General features: G+C 28.2%; 23 protein-coding genes and 1 pseudogene. 6 read left to right on the top strand and 18 right to left on the bottom strand.

What is annotated here, in order from left to right:
- Positions 1-36: 36 nt before the first annotated feature.
- The 4 genes from Q0W06_RS12990 to Q0W06_RS12975 all read right to left on the bottom strand — a co-directional run bounded on the left by Q0W06_RS12990 (position 37) and on the right by Q0W06_RS12975 (position 3,385).
- Entirely contained in the window at positions 37-930 is an 894-nt protein-coding gene (locus Q0W06_RS12990) for a HAMP domain-containing sensor histidine kinase (RefSeq protein ID WP_297636299.1), read from the bottom strand.
- Between the two features lie 17 nt (positions 931-947).
- The gene (locus tag Q0W06_RS12985) at positions 948-1,709 is read right to left on the bottom strand and encodes a hypothetical protein (RefSeq protein WP_297636296.1); all 762 of its coding nucleotides are present in this window, start codon (positions 1,707-1,709) and stop codon (positions 948-950) included.
- Complete coding sequence (locus Q0W06_RS12980; protein ID WP_297636294.1) at positions 1,702-2,616, bottom strand: ATP-binding cassette domain-containing protein; 915 nt, start codon at positions 2,614-2,616, stop codon at positions 1,702-1,704. The genes Q0W06_RS12985 and Q0W06_RS12980 overlap by 8 nt, the downstream gene beginning before the upstream one ends.
- Positions 2,617-2,692: 76 nt before the next feature.
- Positions 2,693-3,385, bottom strand: coding sequence for a response regulator transcription factor (locus Q0W06_RS12975; protein WP_297636291.1), 693 nt, complete (start codon positions 3,383-3,385; stop codon positions 2,693-2,695).
- Positions 3,386-3,702: 317 nt separating this feature from the next.
- Between Q0W06_RS12975 and Q0W06_RS12970 the strand changes: the two genes are divergently transcribed.
- A complete protein-coding gene (locus Q0W06_RS12970; protein WP_297636288.1) occupies positions 3,703-4,182 on the top strand; it encodes a thioredoxin family protein in 480 nt (159 codons plus the stop codon).
- Positions 4,183-4,301: 119 nt separating this feature from the next.
- Here Q0W06_RS12970 and Q0W06_RS12965 read toward each other — a convergent pair whose 3' ends face one another.
- From Q0W06_RS12965 to Q0W06_RS12950, 4 genes are all read right to left on the bottom strand, one after another.
- On the bottom strand, positions 4,302-5,258 hold the full coding sequence (locus tag Q0W06_RS12965) for an ABC transporter permease (protein WP_297636286.1): 957 nt from the start codon (positions 5,256-5,258) through the stop codon (positions 4,302-4,304).
- Complete coding sequence (locus Q0W06_RS12960) at positions 5,246-6,340, bottom strand: ABC transporter permease (RefSeq protein ID WP_297636283.1); 1,095 nt, start codon at positions 6,338-6,340, stop codon at positions 5,246-5,248. Before Q0W06_RS12960 ends, Q0W06_RS12965 begins: the two co-directional genes overlap by 13 nt.
- Positions 6,333-7,865, bottom strand: a complete 1,533-nt coding sequence (locus Q0W06_RS12955) for an ABC transporter ATP-binding protein (RefSeq protein ID WP_297636280.1) — start codon at positions 7,863-7,865, stop codon at positions 6,333-6,335. The genes Q0W06_RS12960 and Q0W06_RS12955 overlap by 8 nt, the downstream gene beginning before the upstream one ends.
- 99 nt (positions 7,866-7,964) lie before the next feature.
- On the bottom strand, positions 7,965-9,062 hold the full coding sequence (locus tag Q0W06_RS12950; RefSeq protein WP_297636277.1) for a BMP family ABC transporter substrate-binding protein: 1,098 nt from the start codon (positions 9,060-9,062) through the stop codon (positions 7,965-7,967).
- A 269-nt stretch (positions 9,063-9,331) separates the two neighbouring features.
- Between Q0W06_RS12950 and Q0W06_RS12945 the strand changes: the two genes are divergently transcribed.
- Positions 9,332-10,342, top strand: a complete 1,011-nt coding sequence (locus Q0W06_RS12945; protein ID WP_297636274.1) for an FUSC family protein — start codon at positions 9,332-9,334, stop codon at positions 10,340-10,342.
- 10 nt (positions 10,343-10,352) lie between these two features.
- On the opposite strand, the gene Q0W06_RS12940 is transcribed toward Q0W06_RS12945, so the two are convergent.
- On the bottom strand, positions 10,353-11,675 hold the full coding sequence (locus Q0W06_RS12940; protein WP_297636271.1) for a sigma 54-interacting transcriptional regulator: 1,323 nt from the start codon (positions 11,673-11,675) through the stop codon (positions 10,353-10,355).
- Positions 11,676-11,964: 289 nt separating this feature from the next.
- On the opposite strand from Q0W06_RS12940, the gene bsh reads away from it, so the two are divergent.
- Complete coding sequence (bsh, locus tag Q0W06_RS12935) at positions 11,965-12,948, top strand: choloylglycine hydrolase (RefSeq protein WP_297636268.1); 984 nt, start codon at positions 11,965-11,967, stop codon at positions 12,946-12,948.
- 74 nt (positions 12,949-13,022) lie between these two features.
- Here bsh and Q0W06_RS12930 read toward each other — a convergent pair whose 3' ends face one another.
- From Q0W06_RS12930 to Q0W06_RS12910, 5 genes are all read right to left on the bottom strand, one after another.
- On the bottom strand, positions 13,023-13,490 hold the full coding sequence (locus Q0W06_RS12930) for a threonine/serine exporter family protein (protein ID WP_297636265.1): 468 nt from the start codon (positions 13,488-13,490) through the stop codon (positions 13,023-13,025).
- 1 nt (position 13,491) lies between these two features.
- On the bottom strand, positions 13,492-14,271 hold the full coding sequence (locus Q0W06_RS12925; RefSeq protein WP_297636262.1) for a threonine/serine exporter family protein: 780 nt from the start codon (positions 14,269-14,271) through the stop codon (positions 13,492-13,494).
- 249 nt (positions 14,272-14,520) lie between these two features.
- Positions 14,521-15,279, bottom strand: a complete 759-nt coding sequence (locus Q0W06_RS12920; RefSeq protein ID WP_297636260.1) for a MerR family transcriptional regulator — start codon at positions 15,277-15,279, stop codon at positions 14,521-14,523.
- A gap of 56 nt (positions 15,280-15,335) precedes the next feature.
- Complete coding sequence (locus Q0W06_RS12915) at positions 15,336-15,932, bottom strand: SGNH/GDSL hydrolase family protein (RefSeq protein WP_297636258.1); 597 nt, start codon at positions 15,930-15,932, stop codon at positions 15,336-15,338.
- 137 nt (positions 15,933-16,069) lie between these two features.
- Positions 16,070-16,945 carry a cation diffusion facilitator family transporter gene (locus Q0W06_RS12910; protein WP_297636256.1) on the bottom strand — a complete coding sequence of 292 codons (876 nt, stop codon included), beginning with the start codon at positions 16,943-16,945 and terminating at the stop codon, positions 16,070-16,072.
- 361 nt (positions 16,946-17,306) lie between these two features.
- Between Q0W06_RS12910 and Q0W06_RS12905 the strand changes: the two genes are divergently transcribed.
- Positions 17,307-18,089, top strand: a complete 783-nt coding sequence (locus tag Q0W06_RS12905; RefSeq protein WP_297636254.1) for a ferritin family protein — start codon at positions 17,307-17,309, stop codon at positions 18,087-18,089.
- A 41-nt stretch (positions 18,090-18,130) separates the two neighbouring features.
- Here Q0W06_RS12905 and Q0W06_RS12900 read toward each other — a convergent pair whose 3' ends face one another.
- The 4 genes from Q0W06_RS12900 to Q0W06_RS12885 all read right to left on the bottom strand — a co-directional run bounded on the left by Q0W06_RS12900 (position 18,131) and on the right by Q0W06_RS12885 (position 22,498).
- Positions 18,131-19,738, bottom strand: a complete 1,608-nt coding sequence (locus Q0W06_RS12900; RefSeq protein ID WP_297636252.1) for a hypothetical protein — start codon at positions 19,736-19,738, stop codon at positions 18,131-18,133.
- A gap of 148 nt (positions 19,739-19,886) precedes the next feature.
- A complete protein-coding gene (locus Q0W06_RS12895) occupies positions 19,887-21,272 on the bottom strand; it encodes an MATE family efflux transporter (RefSeq protein WP_297636250.1) in 1,386 nt (461 codons plus the stop codon).
- A gap of 64 nt (positions 21,273-21,336) precedes the next feature.
- Positions 21,337-22,074, bottom strand: coding sequence for an MATE family efflux transporter (locus Q0W06_RS12890; RefSeq protein WP_297636247.1), 738 nt, complete (start codon positions 22,072-22,074; stop codon positions 21,337-21,339).
- The gene (locus tag Q0W06_RS12885) at positions 22,004-22,498 is read right to left on the bottom strand and encodes an MATE family efflux transporter (RefSeq protein ID WP_297636245.1); all 495 of its coding nucleotides are present in this window, start codon (positions 22,496-22,498) and stop codon (positions 22,004-22,006) included. Before Q0W06_RS12885 ends, Q0W06_RS12890 begins: the two co-directional genes overlap by 71 nt.
- A 317-nt stretch (positions 22,499-22,815) precedes the next feature.
- Here Q0W06_RS12885 and Q0W06_RS12880 point away from each other — a divergent pair, with 317 nt between their 5' ends.
- Both Q0W06_RS12880 and Q0W06_RS12875 read left to right on the top strand, forming a co-directional pair.
- The gene (locus Q0W06_RS12880) at positions 22,816-23,094 is read left to right on the top strand and encodes a CD3324 family protein (RefSeq protein ID WP_297636242.1); all 279 of its coding nucleotides are present in this window, start codon (positions 22,816-22,818) and stop codon (positions 23,092-23,094) included.
- Positions 23,095-23,178: 84 nt separating this feature from the next.
- A pseudogene (locus Q0W06_RS12875) lies at positions 23,179-23,500 on the top strand (elongation factor G-binding protein); the annotation flags it as partial.

Genomic DNA, 23,500 nt, shown 5'->3' with positions numbered 1-23,500 from the left:
CATCTACATAAAAATATAAGTAAGATTTTTTAAATCTTACTTATACTCTTTCCATCTGCAAATAATATACAATTTTTTATTTATTATCTTTGCATCAATACTTCCATTCATTTTTTCAATTAAACTTTTAGCTATAGATAGTCCAAGTCCTGTATTTTTTTCTTTTCTATTTTTATCATTTCCTTTATAAAATTTATCAAAAAGTCTGTTTATATCTATATCTTCTTCAATTAAATTAGAAACCGATAAACATATCTCTTCGTCTTTTTCTAAAGTTATTTCAATATCTCCATTAGAATGCTTTATAACATTATTTAAAAGATTTTCTATTATTCTTTTAATTTCTTTTTTATCACCTATAATAGTATAATTACCTTTAATATTTATTTTAGGCTCTATATTTATTCTTTCAAATTGATCATAATAACTTATCAAAGTTTCACATAAAACTTCTTTGATATCTATTGTTTCTAAGTTTAATTCATATTTATCTTCCTCTATTATTGATAAATAAAAGAATTCTTCTAACATTTCTTGGAGATCTCCTGCTCTTTTTTCAATTTTTTCTAAGTACTCCTTTTCTTTTTCTTTCGTAACATTTCCCTTTTTTAATATCTGTATATATCCCTTTATAGACGTTAAAGGTGTTCTTAAGTCATGTGATATATTAGATATCATATTTTTAAGATTATTTTTATTTTCTATTTCTTTAATTCTTATTTTTTTAGATATATCTATGTTTTCATTTATTTTTTCTGCTAAGTCTTCTATTTCTTTATTAAATAAACTTACATCTATTTTCTTCTCTACATTTAGCGTGTTATATTCATCTAATTGTTTTACTATACTTTTTAACTCTTTTTTTATTTTATAAATATAGACAAGTAAAATACCTATTACAAACAAACACACTATTATTAAAATTTGCATTTTCCTTGCCCTCCACTTTATTTTATTTCTACCTTATTAAATATCATTCTTCCTATATCCACTGTAATCCCACTTAAAAGTACCATTGTTATTACTACTGCTAATAAATTTACGCCTTCTGGTATTCCAGCTAATTTTCTTAAAGTCAAAAAAGGAATAAAATTTGCTGTACTTTCTTTTATTAAATGTCCTATCATAGAAAGACTAAATATCTCAATAATTACAATAACACCTATTACAGATTGAGATGGTATAATTGATGCAATAACTGTGTAAATTCCGATTCCTGCTCCTAATATTACTATATAGGATATTAAAACTTTTATAGTTAATATTAAATCTGTATCAATAGGTTTAAATATAATCATTTTTATTCCTAACACAATTAAAAATTGTGCTATAACAAGTATGCTTATTCCAATAGTTATAGCTAAAATATTAGATAAAAATATTTTCCATCGCTCATATCCAAATGACACTATATTTTTCAATGAACCACTATCCCATTTACCTACAGTAATAGATGCAGTCAAACAAACACCTACAATATACATTACAGCCCCTGTTCCCATTGAATTTTTTAATAAATCTATATATTGTCCTTTTCCTACTCCAACATAAAAACCATATCTCATTCCTTCTAAATCTGTAAATGATATAAGCCATAATCCATCCATAACAATATTTACTATAATTATTACTATAGTAGCAATTATGCAATTTCTATAAGCTTTAGTTCTAAATAATCTATAAAGGTCTCCATTAATTAAATTAATCATCATTTCCCTCCATTACATTTAAAACATAATCTTCTAGGCTCTCACCATTCACTATCATTTTCTCAACTAAAATATCTTCTTTAGTAAATTCTTTATTTATAAATTTCCCATCATTTATTCTTTCATATATTTTGAGTATTCCATTATTTAAAACTTTATAATCTTCTATGTTTAATATATTTTCTAAAACCCAAGTAGCTTTTTCTGCATCATCAACTTGTAATTCTAAAGCTTGTTTAGACTTTTCCTCTAGTTCTTCCATAGTTATTTCCTCAACTAACTCTCCATCTTTCATAATTCCATAAACTGTAGCCATTTGACTTAATTCATTTAAAATATGACTTGATATTAAAATAGTTATGCCCATTTCTCTATTTAACTTTTTTAAAAGTTCTCTCATATTAACTATTCCCATTGGATCTAATCCATTTGTTGGCTCATCTAAAATAAGGACTTCTGGATCTGCTAAAAGTGCTATTGCTAGTCCTAACTTTTGCTTCATTCCTAGCGAAAAATCTTTTACTGCTTTCCCTTTAATATCTTTAAGTCCAACAAGTTCTAATTTTTCTTTAATACAATTCTTTCCTGGAATTCCCCTAACCCTTCTTATGAACTCTAAATTTTTATATGCATCTAAATCCTCAAAAAAAGCTGGTGATTCTATTAATACCCCAATTCTTTTTCTCATTTTTATAATTTTATCTGTGGTACTAAATAATTCTAGCTTTCCATCTATTTGATTACTAAGTCCAGTTATAACTCTCATCAAAGTAGTTTTTCCAGCACCATTTTTTCCTATAAGTCCATATATATCACCTTTTTTTATATTGATATTTACGTCTTTTAAGGCATATTGCTTACCATATTTTTTAGAAATATTTTTTGTTCTTATTACATAATCTCTCATAAATTCTCAAACCTCCTTATGTCTTTATAATAGACATGGACTTCTAAATAACTTCAAAGAAAGTCTTAAGAAAGTCTTAATTCCCATTTAATTTATATCCAATACCCCAAATAGTTTTAATGTATTTTTCTTTTGCTCCTGCTTTTTTTATTTTATTTCTTAAGTTACTTATGTGAACCGTAATTGTATTATCATCGCAAATAAAATCTTCTCCCCACACACTTTTAAATAAGTTTGTTTTAGAAAAAACTTTATCTGGATATTTAATCATAAGATTTAATATATCAAATTCCGTTGAAGTTAATATTATTTCTTTCTCATTTATTTTTACCCGTCTACTTTCTAAATCTATTTTTATTTCCTTGTAAGAATCCTTTTCTTCTTCAATAATACTCCCTTTATATCTTCTGATATTTGCATAAACTCTAGCTAAAACTTCATCAATATCAAAAGGCTTGCTTATAAAGTCATCTGCTCCTATCCTCAAAAGCTTTGCTTTAATTCCCTTTTCTTCCTTTGCAGAAATAATAATCACGGGAACATCAATTTTTTCTCTTATTAAACTTATAACTTCTTCCCCAGACTTTCCTGGTAACATTAAATCTAAAATAACTAAATTAAATTTTTCTTTATCTATATAAATTAATCCTTCTGTTCCTGAAAAAGCAGAAGTTACATTATACTTTTCATTTTCTAACATATCTGAAAGCAATAAATTTATATCATTGTCATCTTCTATTATTAAAATTTTTCCCCTCATTTTTCTCATCCCCTATATCTTTTATTTAATTTCCATTTCAAAGGTCAGTTAAAGTCAGTTAATACATAGTTATATATGAATAGACTATTTTTATCTTAAATTTAATTTTTAACCCTTTTAAAAATTTCTCTCTTCCTTTTTTATAATCTACTTTTTCCTATCTGTTTTCTTTATTTTAATTTTAACAAATTTTACCACAAACTTCCTTATTATTTCTATATTTTAAGAATAAAATTCTAAAATTCTCTTATAATGTTAATATTAAGCATTATAATTTGCTTTTCTATTTCACATTTTCTATTATTAAATATAAAGGGGTGAATTAAATGATAGATATTAATACTGGTCTTACTTATAATGAATATTTAAATTTAGCAACAGATGAAGACAGAGATATGATTGAAGAGTTTTATGCAAAATCTCCAATTCATACTTCCTCTATTCCAACTTTAAAAGATAATCATGACATTATAGTTTTTTCTATGCCACGCTGTAGAGATGCTGCAACAGTTATTCCTGTTTTATTAGAATTATCAAAACACAATCCTAATATAAATATAAAGTTTTTTAATAAAGAAGGACATGAAGAGCTTCTTAAAACTTTAACAGGCGACATTAAAATTCCTACAATACTTAAACTTAATTCATCCGGAAAAATATTGAATAAGTTTTTAGAATTCCCTTCTAATGTTAATGAAAAAATTTGTTCTAATCCTGACGCAAAAGAATCTATTGTTGCAAATTTCAGAAATAATATTTACTTTAAAGAAACAAAAGCTGAAATTCTAGATCTATTGACAAAGTAGTGTCGCATTTCAAACTCATACTGTTTCTATCTTTAAAGTTAAATTTAAAAGACAGATGTCGCTTTCGCTACATCTGTCTTAATTTTATTATCTTCTAAAATTTATTTTTCTTCTAACTCTTATCTCTTTCCTGCATCAAAAGGCTCTCCTGCCGCTTTAGGTGCTTGTGATGATTTTGAAAATATTATCAACGCCACAAGTGTCACAATATACGGGAATAATTTCAATGCTACTGGCGGAATACTTTCTAATGACGGAATTACACCAGAAACATTTGCTATTGTTGTCGCAAACCCAAAGAACATTGTCGCTCCTAATATTCCAAGTGGTTTCCATTGCCCAAATATTAATGCTGCTAATGCTAAGAATCCTAGCCCTGCGACACTTCCATTGAACTCACCTGCATAAGTTACTATAATAATTGCTCCACCAAGAGCTGCAAGCCCACCTGAAATCATTACTCCAGCATATCTCATTTTAAATACACTTACTCCTGCTGCTGCAGCTGCTTGCGGATGTTCTCCGCATGCTCTAAGTCTCATTCCAAAACTTGTTTTATATAAAATAAAAGTACTTAATAAAATAATTCCAAGAACTAACCAAGTAGTTGGATAAGTCTTTGTAAATAATAATGGTCCTATTACTGGAATCTTTGATAACACAGGAATATCTACTGGTACAAACCCCATTTTAATTCCTATATTTCCGCTACCTGTTATACTTCTAGCTAAGAAGATAGTTAATGATCCAGCTATCATATTGATTGCTGTTCCACTTATAACTTGGTTTGCACAAAGATTTATACTTGCAAAAGCATGTAATAATGAGAAAATTGCTCCTACTACAAATGCTACTAATAATCCTATCCAAAGGTGCATTGAGCTTCCAACTGGAACCTTATCTTGTAACTCCACTATAGTAAATGCTCCTGCAAAAGAACCAACTATCATGAAACCATCAAGTCCTATATTTATAACTCCACTACGCTCACAGTATAATGCTCCAAGAGCTGTAATTAATAAAGGTATCATATATGCCATTGCATAAGGAAATATTTGCTCTACTATACTCCACATACTGAATCCTCCTTTGATGAACTATTTGAAGAATCATCTTTCTTTTTATTTCGTTTTCTTTTTATATTATCCATAACTCTACCTATTACTGTGCTTGTTGCTGCAAAATAAATTATTATAGCTATAATTGTTCCTGCTATTTCAGGTGGAATCTCTGCCATAGCACTCATATATCCTCTTCCTGTATATAAAATACCAAAGAATAATGCTGAGAATAACACTCCAATTGGTGTATTTCCTGCAAGAAGCGCAACAGCTATTCCATCAAATCCTTGACTTGGCATAACTCCTATTTGCATTGATGCTGTATTTCCTGCATATTGTGCTACCCCAGCAAGTCCTGCAAGTCCACCTGCAATCATCATTGAAAGAACTATATTTCTGTTAACAGGCATTCCTGCATATTCAGCAGCATGTCTATTAAATCCAACTGCCTTTAACTCATATCCTAGAACAGTTTTATTTAAAATAAATGCAATTACAGTAACTGCTATTAATGCAATTAATATTCCTAAATTTATAAATGATCCATTAAACGCTTCTGAAAGAGCTTTAACTGATAATGTGGCATTTTCTGTTAATGCTGCTGATTCTGTTTCAACACTTCCCTTAAAATTTGCTGGGATTGCATAGAAAACTATCCAATAAGCAATCCAGTTCATCATTATACTCGAAACAACTTCATGAACATTAAATTTTGCTTTCAATAATCCCGGAATAGAAGCCCATAAAGCTCCTGCAACCATTGCTGAGAAAATCATTAATAAAAGCATAGGAACTTTAGGTAATTCTAATGTTAATCCTAATGCTAAAGCTACGAATCCTCCTACTAACATTTGTCCTGGTGTTCCAATATTAAATAGTCCTGTCTTAAATGCAAATGCAACAGAAAGTCCTGTTAATATTAAAGGTGATGCAGTTGCTAAAGTATTTCCTATTCTTTCTATATTCATTAATCCACCTTTTAATAAGAAAGAATATCCTTCCACTGGATTTTTACCTATTGCAAACATAAGTATTGCACCAGCTATAAGACCAAGAACTACTGCAAGTAAAGATAATATCGTTTGTTTTTTACCCATTTACCTTTTCCTCCTTTTTAACTCCTGCCATCATAAGCCCTATTTCATTTTCATCTGTATCATCAGCATCAACTATTCCTATTAGCTCTCCACTATTAATAACAGCTATTCTATCTGATACATTTAATATTTCATCTAACTCAAGAGAAACTAATAAAACTGCTTTTCCTTTATCTCTCTCCTCTATTAATCTCTTATGGATATATTCTATTGAACCTACATCAAGTCCCCTAGTTGGTTGTACTGCTATAAGTAATTCAGGCTTCATTTCAATTTCTCTTCCTATAATAGCCTTTTGTTGATTTCCTCCTGACATAGATCGAACTATTGTTACTTCATCTTCTGCTGATCTTACATCAAAAGCCTTTATTATTTCTTTTGCATATTCTCTTATAGCCTTTTTATTTATTATTCCTTTATTTGAAAATGGTTTATTTTTATATGCTTTAAGCACCATATTATTTTCTAAACTATAATCTAAAACTAATCCTCTTTTATGTCTGTCTTCAGGAATATATGCAATTCCTTTATCTATTCTATCTCTAATTGAAAGTTTCTCTATACTACTTCCTAAGAACTCAATATTACCTGAAACAACTTTTCTCATTCCTGTTATCGCTTCAACTAGCTCAACTTGGCCATTACCTTCAACTCCAGCTATACCAAGAATTTCGCCACCTTTAACATCTATAGAAAAGTTTTTAAGTCCTAGTACTTTTCTATTATTATTTACTGATAAATTATCTACTTTTAATACTACATCTCCTACCTTAGCTTCATCTTTACTTACTTTAAATGAAACTTCTCTTCCTACCATCATTTTTGCCATTTCAGCTTCATTGGTTTCTTTTACATCTACTGTTCCTATATATTTTCCTCTTCTAATAACGGTACATCTATCAGCAATTTCTTTTATCTCTTTTAACTTATGAGTTATTATAATAACAGACTTCCCTTCTTTTATAAGGTCTCTTATTATATTCATTAACTCTTTTATCTCTTGTGGCGTTAAAACAGCTGTCGGTTCATCAAATATAAGTACATTTGCATTTCTATAAAGCATTTTTAATATTTCTACTCTCTGTTGCATTCCAACAGATATATCTTCAATCTTTGAATTCGGATCCACATTTAAATTATATTTTTTTGATAATTCTTGTATCTTTTTAGCTGCACTAGCCTTATCTACCATTACTCCAAACTTTTTAGGTTCACAACCTAAAATTATATTTTCTGTTACAGTAAAGTTTTCAACAAGTTTAAAGTGCTGATGAACCATTCCTATTCCATATTCATTAGCCTTATTAGGTCCTGTTATTTTAACTTCTTTTCCATCAATTTTTATAGTTCCTCTATCTGGTTGGTACATTCCAAAAAGAACACTCATAAGTGTAGACTTTCCAGCACCATTTTCACCTAAAAGAGCATGCACTTCTCCCCTTTTTAAAGTTAAAGTTATATTATCATTTGCCACTATTCCTGAAAATTCCTTACGGATATTTAGCATTTCCACTACATATGCCATTTCCATTTCCCCCTAATGTATAATTAGATAAAAAAAGGGCTTCTCAAAAAGTTTTAATCAATTGATTGATATTATTTTTTTGAGATTCCCTATATATAATTAAGCTATTAAATCACCTTTTTCTGCTGAAACTTTAATTTCATCAGATTTCATTTTTTCTTTTACTTCATTAACTGTTTTAATTGTCTCATCTGAAAGATTTGGATTAGTTTCTGGAATACCAACTCCATCATTCTTTACATCATAAGTTAAAGTTTCTCCACCTGGGAATTTCCCATCTTGCTCACTTTTAACCATATCAAATGCTGATTTACCAATTTTCTTAGTTGCTGAAGTTAAAATAACAGATTTATCTCCTTCATACTTACCTTCTTCAAACTGATCAACATCAACACCAATAACCCAAGCATCTTTTCCAGATTTAGCTCTAGTTTTAGCTTCAGTTATAACACCAACTCCAACTTTTCCAGCTGATGCAAATATAGCTTTAACTCCTCTGTCATACATAGTTGCAGCAATTTGTTGTCCTAATGCTACATCTTCAAATGAATTTGAATATTTAATATTTTCTTTCTTTAAAGTAACCTTTGCGCCAAGATTCTTATTAGCATATTCAACACCTTGTTGGAATCCCCAGTTGAACTTTTGTACTGGTGGTATTTCAAGACCTCCAATAAAACCTAAATCTCCTGTTTTTAATTCTACTGTTGCTGCAACACCTGCTAAGAATCCTGATTGTTCTTCAGCATAGAATATTGAAACTGTATTATCTCCAACTTTAGATTTTGGATCTTTTTCTGCTCCATCATTTGGGCTTCCATCTATTAATACAAACTTTGCATCTGTATATTTATCTTGTGCTTCATATATAGCTTGTTCAAATTTATATCCTGGTGCAACAATAAATTTAAAATCTGCATCATACATATTATTTATTTCTGTTAAGTAGTCTGCTTTTGTTTGCCCCCCTGGTTGTAAGTATTTTTCTTTAACACCAAGTTCTTTTTTAGCTTCAAGAATACCTTCCCAAGTACCTTGGTTAAAGCTTTTGTCATCAATAGTTCCTACGTCTGTAACCATCCCAACGTTCATAGCATCTTTTTTGTCTGAGTCATCTCCTGACGCCCCTCCACAACCAGCTAAAATACCAGTTGCCATTAGAAGTGTCATTGCCATAGCAAGTACTTTCCTCTTCATAATGTCTCCCCCTAAAATATATAATTATTTTTAGTAAAATGTCTCAAAGTCAGTCTTTTACAAGCATTTTACATTAAAATTATACTATCCCAAAGACACTTTAACAACATTTATTTACATTTATGTAATTTTTATTATAATTTATTATCTTACTTTATTTTCTTTAATAAAACTGGTTATTTTTATATCTTTCTCTTCTTTATTTCCTTTAATTTTCTCTATAAAAAATAAATAAATGCTACAATATAATTATGTGAAGGGGGCTATTTATGAAAAAACTAAATACTGTCTTGATGGAGCTATCTATTTGTGATGAAATTAAAGCTTTAAAAGTCTTGATTGCTTCATTAATTGGAATTTTCTTAAGTTCATTTACTCATTATATAAGTGCAACTACCACAGTTATAACAATTTCTATAATTTTTGCTTTTCTACCTTCTGTATCAGCAACAAGAACTTATTGCATTCAAAGAATTGTTGTTAATGTTATAGGTGCTGTTATAACTTTAGTAATTGGAATTTTACTTAAATGGGATATCTATTCTCTTGCAATTATTTCTTCAGTTACAATGCTTATATATTACAAATTTAATTTAGCTAAAAGAAAACTTAGTTTAGTTAGCTTAATTGCTGCAAGCTTAGTATTTTTTATGATAATGAGCACACCATCAGCAACTGAATCACGATTCGTATCAATAATAATAGGATCTATTTTAGCTATATTGGTCAATGAACTTGTTCTTCCTTTGAATCAAGGTTTTAAGCTTGAGAAAGTATTATTTAAATTCAATAAAGATTTATTTAAAATTCAAGACTCTTTATTAGAAAATGTTGATAATCTTTCCCTTGAAGATTTCAATACTTTAAATAAATCCTTAAATAGTATAAAACCTAATATTGATTTATTAGAAAAAGAACTAGAAACCACTTCTTTAACTAACCATCTAAGACATTATCGAACTAAAATCGGTACATTAAAAATGCTTGGAGATGTTTCAACTGCTTCTTATAATCTTTTATATTTAATTTTCAATCAAAAAGAGCAACTCCAATCCATCTCCTCCAAGGACAAGCATTATATAAAAGAAGCTATAGAAGAATTATCTAAAAGTCATAAAATCTTTTTAGCTAATTACAAAGAAAATTTAAATTTTAACTCTATACCGCTTATAGAATTAAATAAAAGCCATCTAAACTTAAATAAAGATACTAATATTCTTATTTTAAGTAATCTTATTATCTATAAAAATTCATTAAAAAAAATAAAAGATATTGCCTAGGCAATATCTTTTATTTATATATATATTTTCTTATTTTACGTGATGCTTGGCTTTGAGAAATATCTAATACCTCTGCAACTTTATAAGAATTTCGATATTTATTATATGCTGTTAAAATAAGTATTTTTTCAAATCCATCTAAATACTCTTTTAATGTTGGAATCTTCAAGTCATCTTTTGGATATTCTGATTCTATAGTTTTGAGAAATTTTTCAATATCCTCTAATACAATCTTGTCTTGTCTTATTGATATCATTATTTTTTCTACTATATGTTTCAATTCTCTTATATTTCCTGGCCAATCATATCTCTTCAATTCTTCTATAGCATCTTCATCAAATTCTTTTTGCATATTATATTTTTCATTAAAGTTCTTTACGAATATACTTATTAAAGAAGGTATTTCCTCTTTCCTATTTTTAAGTGGCGGTAATTTCCACTCCATTACATTTAATCTATAATATAAATCTTCTCTAAATGTTCCTTTATTAATCATTTCTTTTATATCTTTATTAGTTGCTGCAATAATTCTTATATCTGTTTGTTTCTTTAAGCTTCCACCAATAGGCATAAATGTTTTATTTTCTATTAACTCTAATAATTTACTCTGAGATGTTAATGGTAAATCTCCTATTTCATCTAGAAATAAAGTTCCTTTGTTAGCTAATTCAACTAATCCCTTTTTACCTTCTTTCATAGCTCCTGTAAAAGCCCCTTTAACATACCCAAAAAGCTCTGATTCAATTAAATTTTCTGGTAGTGTCGTACAGTTTATAGTAACAAAAGGATTATCTTTTCTAGGACTAAGCTCATGTATAAACTTTGCACAAGTAGATTTTCCTGTTCCAGATTCACCTAATAATAAGACTGTAACATCAAACTGTGCAATTCTTTCTAGATTTTCATATTCCACTAAATCATTAATATTTGTCTCATCATCTTTCTTTTCTTTTAAATCTATATCTTCTATAGTAAAATATGGATAATTGCTCTCAGTATTTAATACTTCTACTACTGTTTCAATTATCATTGTTATTTCTCCATTTCCATCTAATATTGGCTTTGCATTTAAAAATAATTTTTTCCCGTAGATAGTTTCTTGAAACAAGGAAATCTCTTCTTTTTCTTTCATTACTATTGGAATTATTTGTTTTCCTTTTTTTATTCTATTTCTTACTACTGCAACTGATTTCCCTATTATATCGTTACTATTTAAATTATAACTTCTACAAAAAGCCTCATTACAATATAAAATTATCCCATCCTTATTTGTGACAAAAATCCCATGATATATTTCATCTAATATATTTTTATAAATATCCACATTATTCATAAAGAATCACTCCATTTTTTCAAAGTATTACTTTATTATAGTGTACCTTTTAATAGGCAAAAAATAAATTTTTATATAAAAAATTCATTTTTGACTTAATAAAAATTGCTTATTTAGATTTAAATTCATTTTTGACTTAACCTTTTTCTATTTCATTCAATAATAACTCTTTTTTCAGTGATTTAATTTATTTACGCCTCTCAGCCCTTTATTTCTCACAACTGAATTTTGGCATCTTTTTTGCTAATACTATATTTAGAAAATATTTTACGAAAGAAGAGTGATTTATATGTGTACAGGATTAACTTTAACTACTAAAAACGGTGAACATTTATTTGGAAGAAATATGGATTTAGAATATTATTTCGGACAATCTGTTGGTGTTATTCCAAGAGATTATACTTATACAAATATTTCAACTAAAAAAATTGAAAAAACTAAATATGCTATGGTAGCAATGATTAGTATGATGGCAAATCATCCTATGCTTTCAGATGGAATGAATGAAAAAGGACTTGGAATAGCTGGCCTTAACTTTGGTGATGAATTTGGTGGATTAGAAAAAGATTTTGTAAATGATAAAATCAATATCCCTGCTTTTGATTTTATGCTTTGGATATTATCAAACTTTGACAATATTGAAGATGTAAAGAAAAATGTCCTTCAAGTAAATTTAATGGATATTAGAATAGATGAAAAAATCCCTAATGTATGCTTACATTGGATTGCTTCTGATAGATCTGGAAAAAGCATTGTAATTGAAAAAACTAAAGATGGTATGAAAGTTTATGATAACGAAGTTGGTGTTCTAACAAATCCTCCAACATTTGATTGGCAACTTACTAACTTAAGACAATATACAAATACAATTCCAACTCAGATCTCTAAAACTATGTGTAGTGATAAAGAATTAACTCCTACTGGTAGAGGTGCTGGTTTAATTGGTTTACCTGGAGACACTACTGCTCCTTCTAGATTTATTAGAGCTGCTTTTTTAAGAAACTTTGTTTTACAAAATGAAGATGTTTCTATGGGTGATTATTTTCATATAATGAATAATGTCGCAATGGTAAGAGGTACTGCTAAAAATGATGGTGTAAATGAATTTACTCAATATACTAGCTGTATGAATTTAGAAAAAGGTACTTATACTTATAAGACATATCATAGTCTTGCTTTAAGTTCTGTGAACTTATTTAATGAAGATTTAAATTCTTCTGATATTAAATTATTTAAATATGAAGACAATTTATCAATAACTAATTTAAATTAAACTCAATTTTTATAATTTGGTTTATTAAAAAATCTTTATAAAAAAAGACTGTCAAATACGACAGTCTTTTTATTTTACTTTTTTATATTCTCTTTAGCTTTCTTCATTTTCATATATAAGCTTTTATTTATATGATATACAATTACTGATGTTAGAATAACTCCAATTGCTATTCCTACAGCTGTTTGAAATGTGCTCATTCCATAATAATGAAACTCCCACTCATTACCTGTCAACAATCCACTCATAGTATAAAATAATCCTCCTCCTGGAACTAAAGGTATAATTCCAGGTAATAAGAATACTGTCGCAGGTGATTTTAACTTACGTGCTAACACTTCTGAGTATATTGTTATTGCTGCAGATGCTAATGTAGTCGGTAAAATAATTTGATTAAACATTTTATTCGTAACCACATATACCGTAATTGTTACAAATCCGCCAATTGTCGCTGGTATGATTTTATCTCTTTTTACATTGTACATTAATGCATATCCTAAAGCTCCCACTACACAAGATGCTATTTCAATTAAATATTGCATATTACATAAAACCTCCTGTATATAATGCAAGTGCAAATCCACAAGTAATTGCGACAGTTATAAGGATTGTATCTATTAATCTAATAGTTCCTGCTAAAATATCGCCTGTTAACATATCTCTAAACCCTGTTACCATAGCCATTCCTGGAATTACCAACATAACGTCACCTATTATTATCTTATCTACATTTGCTCCAATACCAATTTTTACTGATATAATTGCAAGCCATCCAATTATAAAAGAAATAATTGTTGTATAAACAATAGGATTGACAGTAAATCTTTTTGCATACTTATTTATAAAGAAAACTATTATAGCAATAATCCCAACCGCTACAACATCTCTAGCTCCTCCTCCAAAATAAACACAAAATCCTGTAGAACCCAATATTCCACCTAAAAGATTTTTTGTTGTAATAGAAAAATCCGTTAATCTAAATGTATTTATCTTTTTCTCAATTTCAACTTCACTAGGTTTATTCTCACATATATATCTTGATAATCTATTTAGTTCCTCTAATTTTTCTAAATTTATTTCGCTTGAATGTACCCTTCTAGTTTGAGTAAAACTTTCAGCATTCGTATTTCTTATTGTAGCGATTATTAAAGTTTTAATTGCAAAGACATCTACTTTAACATCTCCATAGCTTTTGCAAATTCTTATAACCGTATCTTCAACTCTATTAATTTCAGCATTACATCTCAGCATATTCTCTGCAATATCTAATGCAAAACATAGTATTTTTTCAATATTCATAGTTTCTATAATTTTATTTTCCATCCCATTTTCATTCCTTAATACAAAAAAATTAACTAAAGCAAAACATAATATTTCGCTTTAGTTATATAACTATTTTCTCTATTTAATTATACCATATCAGCCCCTAGAATTACTATCTTTACGCCTTAATTTTAGACTTTATTTATACTGAATTTTTTATTTATTATTTTATTAAACTTATCCACATCTAATACTAATTTATCCACTACTTTTACTCATTTTTCCCCGTATCTGTTAATAACTTTTGCTTTAAAGTTTTGTATATTCCAATATTATATCTCTTAATGTTTCAACTACTCTTTTATTTGCTTTTTTATTATAATATTCTGCAAATCTTTCATCTAAAACATACATCTCTGCTAATCCTTGATGAACTTCCTTCTTATATTCCATATTAAAAGAAAGCCATTTTTTATGATTTTCAAAAACTATCTTTGCTTCATCTGAATTTAAATCTTTATTTTCATTAACAATCAAAAGTTTCTCAATCATTTCATCTTCTAATCTAGCCATTTCCTTAAATTCTTCCTCTGTTAATTTAGAAAATTTATTATAGGAATTACTAACACTTTCTTCCCCATACTTTTTCCTAATTTCTTTTCCATATTGTTTTTCATTTTTCTTTATCTTTTCTTTTTTAAAGCATTCAAATTTTTCTGTATCTGTCATATCAATCTCCCCTTTACTATATGCTATTGTCTTTTCGACAGTTTGTATTAATGCCTCAAGGTGCTCCCTTTTCTCTATTAATTTTCTATAATGATTTTCAAGTGACTTTTGCACATCATAGTCTGGATTAGATAATATCTCTTTTATATCTTTTAATTCAATATCCATAGATTTATAAAATAATATCTGTTGTAATTTATTAATTTGCTCTTCTCCATATACCCTATATCCAGCTTCTGTTACCTTTTGGGGTTTTAATAAATTAATTTCATCATAATACCTAAGTGTACGCGTACTTATTCCTGCTAAATCACTTAATTTTTTTATTGTATAATCCATAAAGCACCTCCTGACACTATTTATTCTAAAGTTTTACGTAGGGAGAAAGTCAACATTTAATTTAAAGAATTTATTATAAAGTTTGCTTGAAGCATTCTTATCTCACTCTTAAAATGCACATGATCACAATATATTTCTGTTCCCAGTGCTTTTGTATATCTATTTAAATCAATTATTTTTATATTTTTTTCTTCCATCACTTTTTTTGCGACAGTATTATATTCTTCTAAATCTAAATTATATCTAAGAAACCCATCTATCCTTTTATTGTGTATTTCATCTACGACAGGTGTTGACATAACCCATATTACTTCATTTCCTATTACTTTAGCTATATCTATTATTTGTCGCAAATTTTCTTCATAATCATCTATATCTGTCTGTATCTTTTGCGACATCCTATCTCTTCTAATATCATGTAATCCACAATTAATTAATAAAATATCATGTCTTGTCCCATTTTCTTTTTCGCTTTTTAAATATTCTAAAACCATAGTGCTGTCGCCAGCATTTGCTCCTAAAGGTTTATCTAAATCAATTAATGCCTCGTCTCCCTTTTTTCTATCATATTTAAATTTACCTTTTGATAATTCTTTTAAGTAAGTTCCATAATGTATTGATACACTATCTCCAATAACAAAAATACTTCTCATTTGTTTTCCCTCCTTTACTAATAAAAAAAGCTGTAAAAAGATATTTTTCTTTTTACAGCTTAAAAATTTCATTTCTACAAATAAGTTCCAATGAAAACCTTTTACTTTTTTTATTTTATTACTCATTCCAATAATTGTCAACTTTTTCTTTTTTCTGGGTCAATATGTATTGTCACTCTAATATTTTTGAATTTTTCATTCATTGATTTTTTTAAATTTCCCATGATATTATGTGCTTCTTCTACCGTTAAATTAGGCTTAAGTGTTATATGAAAATCTACATGTTTCATGCTACCTGTTTTTCTAGTCTTTAATTTGTGATAATCTAAAAACATATCTTGATTATTATCTATTACTTTTTTTATTTCATTTTCTTCTTCATCACTTAATCTTCTATCTAATAATTCATCAAATCCATCTTTAACTAACTCTACAGCTTCTTTAATAATCATTACTGCTACTATAATTGCTACAATTGAATCTAAAATATTTATTCCTGTTATTTTTATAAGAATTATTCCTATCCCTACTCCTAAAGATGTAATTACATCTGTTTTTAAATGTAATGCATCTGCTTGAAGTGCCATAGAGTCTTCTTCTTTTGCAACCTTATATAATATTCTAGAAACAAAAAAGTTAACTACTGCTGCTACAAGCATTACTATTATTGCTAACCCATCATTTCTTATTTCTTCTGGATGGAACATTTTTAATACAGCCTCATATATAATCATTATAGATGCTAATAAAATCAATACACCCTCTATTATTCCTGAAATATTTTCTATCTTCCCATGTCCATAAGGGTGTAAATCGTCTGCTGGCTTTGACGACATTCTAACAGAAAAGAATGCAACAATTGCTGCAATTAGGTCTACAGATGAATGAATCGCCTCTGAAATAATACTTACAGACCCACTCAAAATTCCTGCAATAAGCTTTAAAATTATCAGCAATGAATTTGACATTATCGATAAAAATGCAACTTTAACCTTTTTATCATTTTTCACCATAAATACTTCTCCTTATATAAATTTTTGCTCTTACTTATTTAATTTATTCAAATTATATAATGTACTAAAACATAAATCATTAAACATTTTAATTGTTAAATTTAATTTAACTCTTTAGACATATCTAATTAATTTATTAATGATAAATATTCTTAGTTGTAATTTACAATCAACATTACTTGAGGGCTATCCCCATCTACACGCCTTTTATCCACACCTACACAAAAGAATTTTTTATACTAAAAAAGATTTAAAACTGTAAAGTAATTTAAATAAGTAGTGAACATCGCTACTTATTTTTTATCAATAAAATCTGCCTTTAGACATATCATATATTATCTGACTAAAAGGAGGTATTTTGATGAGTTCTTTAGAAACTTCTCAAACATTACAAAATCTTATAAGTTCAATGGTTAGAGAATCTCAAGTTAGCACTAGTTACTATATCTATAGCCAAGTAGCTTTAACTGAAGGATTTTGGGATATTTCTGAAATATTTTCTACTATTGCTAATCAAGAAAATGAGCACTATAAAGTATTTCTTAACTTTATTCCTTCCGATGTTCAGCAATCACAAAGTAACTCACAAGCTTCAGTCATTATTTCAAAAGGAACTACTGCACAAAATATTGTTTCTTCGTTGAACAATGAAATTATAGCTACTACTGATTACCCTCAATATGCAACTGTAGCTACTAATGAAGGTTTTCCTGAAATAAGTACTGCCTTTACTAATATCTATAATATAGAAAGATATCATCATTCTCTTTTTGAAAAATTACAATATAATTTATTGAATAATGAAGTATTTCAAAAAGATAGAGTTGTCTTATGGCAATGCCAAGCTTGTGGTTTTATAATTGAATCTATTCAAGTTCCTTCACCTTGTCCAGTTTGCTATAATGTTGGCAGCTACAAATATCTTGGAGATGAAGTTGTTTTATATATGGGATTTAAAGATGCTAATCAAATTCCGAAAACAATTATTGTTGAAAATAAAGATCCAGCTACTTCAATTGAAGATGTAAATACTGAAATGGATAGTATCATTACAAATAATATTGAAGGTCCTTCTTTAACTAAAGATAACTATGTTATAACTATTCAACAATCTCAAAGATATAATATGCAAAATGAGCCTTAAAAAAAGAGCTATTAAATAGATTTTCTATTTAATAGCTTTTTTTAATTTCCTACTGTAAATCCTATAATATTTAAATTACCTTTTAAACTAACTCCCGTAATAAGATTTATATTTCCAGTTCCAGTATTTAAAGGTTGCGACACATTGATAATATTTATTGTTGAAGCACCTACATTCGTAATTGTCACATCAATATTTATTTCTCCACTTGTCGCTGTATTACTATATTGATAGATTACAGTTGAATTATTATTACTTATTTGACTAATATTGATTCTAGTATATTGATCTGTATCTATACTTTCAATATTTAAAGATATTCCAAATTTGTATAATCCAACTTCATTTAATTGTATATTAGCACCATTAACAGAAATAGCTGAATTTTGACTAATACTATTTGAAACTAATGCTGAATTTGTAATTTCTTCATTAAATATTACTAACCCATTAAATGGAATTGTTACAGATAAATTTGATGTTAAATCATAAGTCAATAAACTTATCTTATTAACTGCTCCACTTGTTCCAGCAACTCCTTGAATTCCTGGTAAACCTCTAGGCCCAATAAATCCTTGAACTCCTTGTGACCCCGTCGCTCCTGTCGCACCTTGTGGTCCTGGATCTCCAACCGAACCTGTCGCTCCTGTTTGACCTTGTATTCCAACTGGTCCCATTGGGCCTCTTGCTCCAACTGGTCCTTGTGGCCCTCTTGCTCCGACTAATCCTTGTGGACCCTGTGCACCTCTAATCCCGACTGAACCTTGTGGTCCTCTTGGACCTATTGGTCCTTGTGACCCAACTATTCCTTGTGGTCCCATTGGCCCCATTGGTCCTCCTGACGGACCTATTGGTCCTTGTGGACCTACTTCACCTGTCGCTCCTTGTAGTCCTGTTGGACCCATTTCTCCTGTCGCTCCCTTTGCTCCTACTTCTCCAGTTTCTCCTTGTGGTCCTTGAGGTCCTCCTGACGGTCCTATCGGCCCTTGTATTCCTGTTGTTCCTATTGGCCCTTGAGGCCCTGTCATACCTATTATCCCTTGTGGACCTGTCGGTCCTTGTATTCCAGCTTTTCCTATTACTCCTTGTATTCCTTGTGGTCCTATTAGCCCTGTCACTCCTTGCATTCCTGGAATTCCACGTGGACCTATTGAACCTTTAGCTCCTACCACTCCATTCCCTTGAGACATTTTAAATATTGTTATTCCACCAGCTATTGGATTATTTAAATTCATTAAAATACTTTCTGTATTATCACTTCCAATACCTGTAACATTATTTAATGTTACAGAATACGGCAAATTATCAGTTGTTATATTTAAAATAGATGCCCCTGAAATCTCTCCATCATTCATATTAACTATTACTGGATTTGAGCAAAATGGAGTTTCTCCATTCCCTTCTTCCATAAGTCCAATTCCAATCAAATTATTAGGAACTGTATTTGTAATAGATGCCCACCAAGAAACAAAAAATTCTCCATCTTCTTTAAAAATAAAAGAATTTGTTTGTGCATCTCTATAAAGTAAACTTTCATTTGAAAGAAATATATCATTATTAAAAGGAAATACATCGTTATATTGTATTATTGGAGACGTTCCATTTGGCAATGATACTGTATTTATATTTGACTCTATAAATAATGTCATAAACTTTCCTCCTAAAATATTAACTCTATAATTATATATATTCATTTAATTTATAATGGCGCAAGTTTATTGCTTTTTTAATAAAAAAACTACTCCAAACTTTGAAGTAGCTTTAATAAATTAATTATTTCAATATATTCTATTTTATCTATACTGATATTTTTTCTATTTCATTTTCTGTTTTTATTTTCTCAAATTTATTTTCTCTAATATATGGATTTTTATAAAAAGCATATGCTAATTGTGCACACATAAAGCACCAAATAACTGGCTCACAAATAATAACACCTAGATATTTTAGCATTGGGATAAATAACGTTACAAAAACTATTTTTCCTATAAACTCTATTATGCTAGATATAAGAGGTAATACTTTTTCTCCTATGCCCTGAAGTGCATTTCTTAAATTTAAAAGAATTCCTAAAACAGCATAAAAAGGTGCATTTAATATTATATATTTTACTCCTGTATTAATTAATACTTCTTCACTAGAACCAGTTAATGCTTTTACTAAAACTGGTGCTAAAAATATTAATGAAAGAAGTAATATTCCACCCCATATAAGCGACATTATATTTGAATAAAATACAGCTTTTCTTATTCTATAACCTTGGTTTGCGCCTTTATTTTGCGACACAAAAGTAGATAAACTCATTGAAAGTGATCCTATAGGTATCATTGCAAAACTACCTATTTTACGTGCTGCTGTATGTCCTGCTATTATTAAATGTCCAAAACTATTTATAGCAGTTTGTAATATAACTGTTCCTGTTGAAACAATTAAAAGCATAATTCCCATAGACATACCTTGTCCTAGTAAATCTTTATATAACTCTTTTGAAATATTGAAATGTTCTTTTCTAGGAATCAAGATTGGACATTTAAAACAAATATATACGATACATAGTATTCCTGATATGGCTTGTGCTATGACTGTCGCAATAGCTACACCTTTGATTCCCATGTTAAATTGAGTTATAAATAAAATATCTAAAACTATATTTAAAAGTGATGCTATTATAAGAAATATTAATGGCATCATACTATTTCCAATAGCTCTTAAAAATCCTGAACATAAATTATAAAGAAATGTAACTCCAACAAATAATGATATTATTGATATATATGAATATGCTTCATCAATAATATTAGCTGGTGTATTTACTAATTCTAATAATGGATATAGAAATACTACTCCTAAAATCATTATTATTGCAGTTATTCCAGCTCCAATAATTAAAGAGCCTGCGACAGATTTCTTTATAAGTTCTTCATTGCCTGAACCATATCCTCTAGAAGTAACTATACTTAGTCCATTTCCAACTCCTAAAGAAAACCCTACTAAAAGCTCATAAACTGCTGCACAAGATCCTATTGCCGCTAAAGATGTTTCCCCTAAAAAGTTTCCTACAAGCATTATATCTATAGTGTTATATAATTGCTGAAAAAGACTCGATATAAAAAGTGGTATTGCAAATATTATAAGAGATTTTAATATTTTCCCCTTTAATAAATCTACATTGCTACTAAACATAAATCTCCCCCTCATTTAACTTTCCCTTTGTTTTTATGATTTTTCTCTATATTTAAATTTATCTTTAGTTTGTTACCTCTATATTTTGACCCATTTTCTTTTGTGTAATTTCCTTCTTAATAATCTTATAATAATATATACTTCCTATAATATCAGCTAATGCCCATCCTATAGGAATTGACCACCAAATCCCCCTTGCTCCTAGCGATGTCGCTGTAAGTACATAAGCTAAAATCACCCGTGTTCCCAAAGATACTATTGTCAAAATTATTGATATCTTTAGTATTCCAAATCCTCTAAATAACCCATAAAACATAAATAAGAATCCAATCAATATATAAAATACTGAAACTACCGATAAATATTCAACTCCTAAATCTATGACTTCTATTTCATTTTTATTTATAAATAAATACATTATATCTTTAGAAAACATATATATTAAAGCTGATATTACTACACAAAAAATTCCTATCATTTTTATAGATTCTTTAACTCCAACTTTTATTCTTTCAATTTTATTTGCTCCTTTATTTTGAGCCACAAATGTTGCAAAAGCATTGCCAAAATCCTGTACAGACATATATGCAAGTGAATCTATTTTAACTCCTGCTGCAAATGCTGCCATTACAACCGATCCAAATGTATTAACAAGCCCTTGTACCATAAGTATTCCGAAATTCATAATAGATTGCTGAATAGACGTTAATACTGAATATCTCATTACATCCTTAAATATATATTTGCTTATCTTTATATCTTTTCTTTCTATTCTTATAAAATCTATTTTTTTTATAGACATATATAATACTTATAATTGCTGATACTCCTTGTGCTATTATAGTTGCAACAGCCACTCCTAATACTCCTAAATTAAAGCCTAAAACAAATATTATATCTAATACTACATTAATGATTGATGCTATTATAAGAAAATATAAAGGTCTTTTAGAATCGCCTATTGCTCTTAATAAAGCTGTCGCTAGATTATAAATAAATGTAAACCCAAGACCTAATATGATTATAATTAAATAACTTTTAGCATCAGTTAAAAGTTCATTTGGCATATTGAATGCTTTTAATATAAAATCAATCCCTATTAAAGAGATAATTATAATAAATAAGGTAACTCCGCCTATAAATAAAGATGAAGTTACTGTCGCATCCTTAAATTTCTTATTTTCTTTTGCTCCATAAAACTGTGCTAATATAACCCCAACTCCCATAGTTAAGCCTATTATAATTGATGTTATAAAAACTCACTTTTAAATTATAGCATTTTTGGTATTTATAGTTAATAATTTCCTTAATATTTTTATACTAAATATTATATATGCTATAATATTTAGTATTATTGGAGGTGTTTTTTTTATGGATTTATTTAAATATAATTTCAGCTATAAATCACTTTGCTCCTTGCAGAGACTACAAGCAGCTATGCTTTGTTTGGAGCCTAAGTCTTTTAAATAGCTGAATTAGGTTATCCGACACATAGCTTTGTATTCTTTGCCTTAAAAATTATAAATTTTAAGGAGTAAAGAAAATGAAATATATAAAAGCAACGGATGTGTTACCTAAAGAAATTATTGAAATATTACAAGAATATATTGATGGAGAATGTGTTTATATTCCAAGAAAAGTAGAAAATCAAAAATCTTGGGGTGAAAACAGTGGTATAAAAACTGAATTAAAAATTAGAAATATTGAAATATATAAAGATTACCTTAATGGTTTTAATATCAGTGATTTGTCGCAAAAATATTTTTTATCTGATAAAAGTATTAGAAGAATTATAAACGAAGAAAAGCAAATGTGCTCATAAATGATTCCTAATCATTTATAGGATTGTTCTCTTGCTTAATTAATGATATTCTTTCATTAAGATACGAAATGAGGTGACAATTTTATGAATCCTTTTATAAAAAAACAGGAATTTAATTATATAAATAAATGTTTAACTGATTTAAATAGTACTTTTAGAAATTGTTCTGATAAAAATATTGTTGAAGCTTCTAAGTCATATATCCAAGATAAAATATATAAACATTTTAATAGTTTAACTGAAGAACAAATAAATATATTAAACATTGATAATATAACAGAGTCATTACATATAGATAGTTTTATCTCTAGCTTAGATAACTATGTCTATGGCATGGAAAGTATATCTTCAACTCAAATATCAAAGGTTTTTAAGAAAGAAAAAAAGCTTAAAATGCCTAGGGTAG

The organism is uncultured Clostridium sp., from assembly GCF_947072515.1.
Lineage (GTDB): Bacteria > Bacillota > Clostridia > Clostridiales > Clostridiaceae > Clostridium.
The sequence above is the reverse complement of the archived record's forward strand: the minus strand, read 5'-3'. Positions and strand labels throughout refer to the sequence as shown.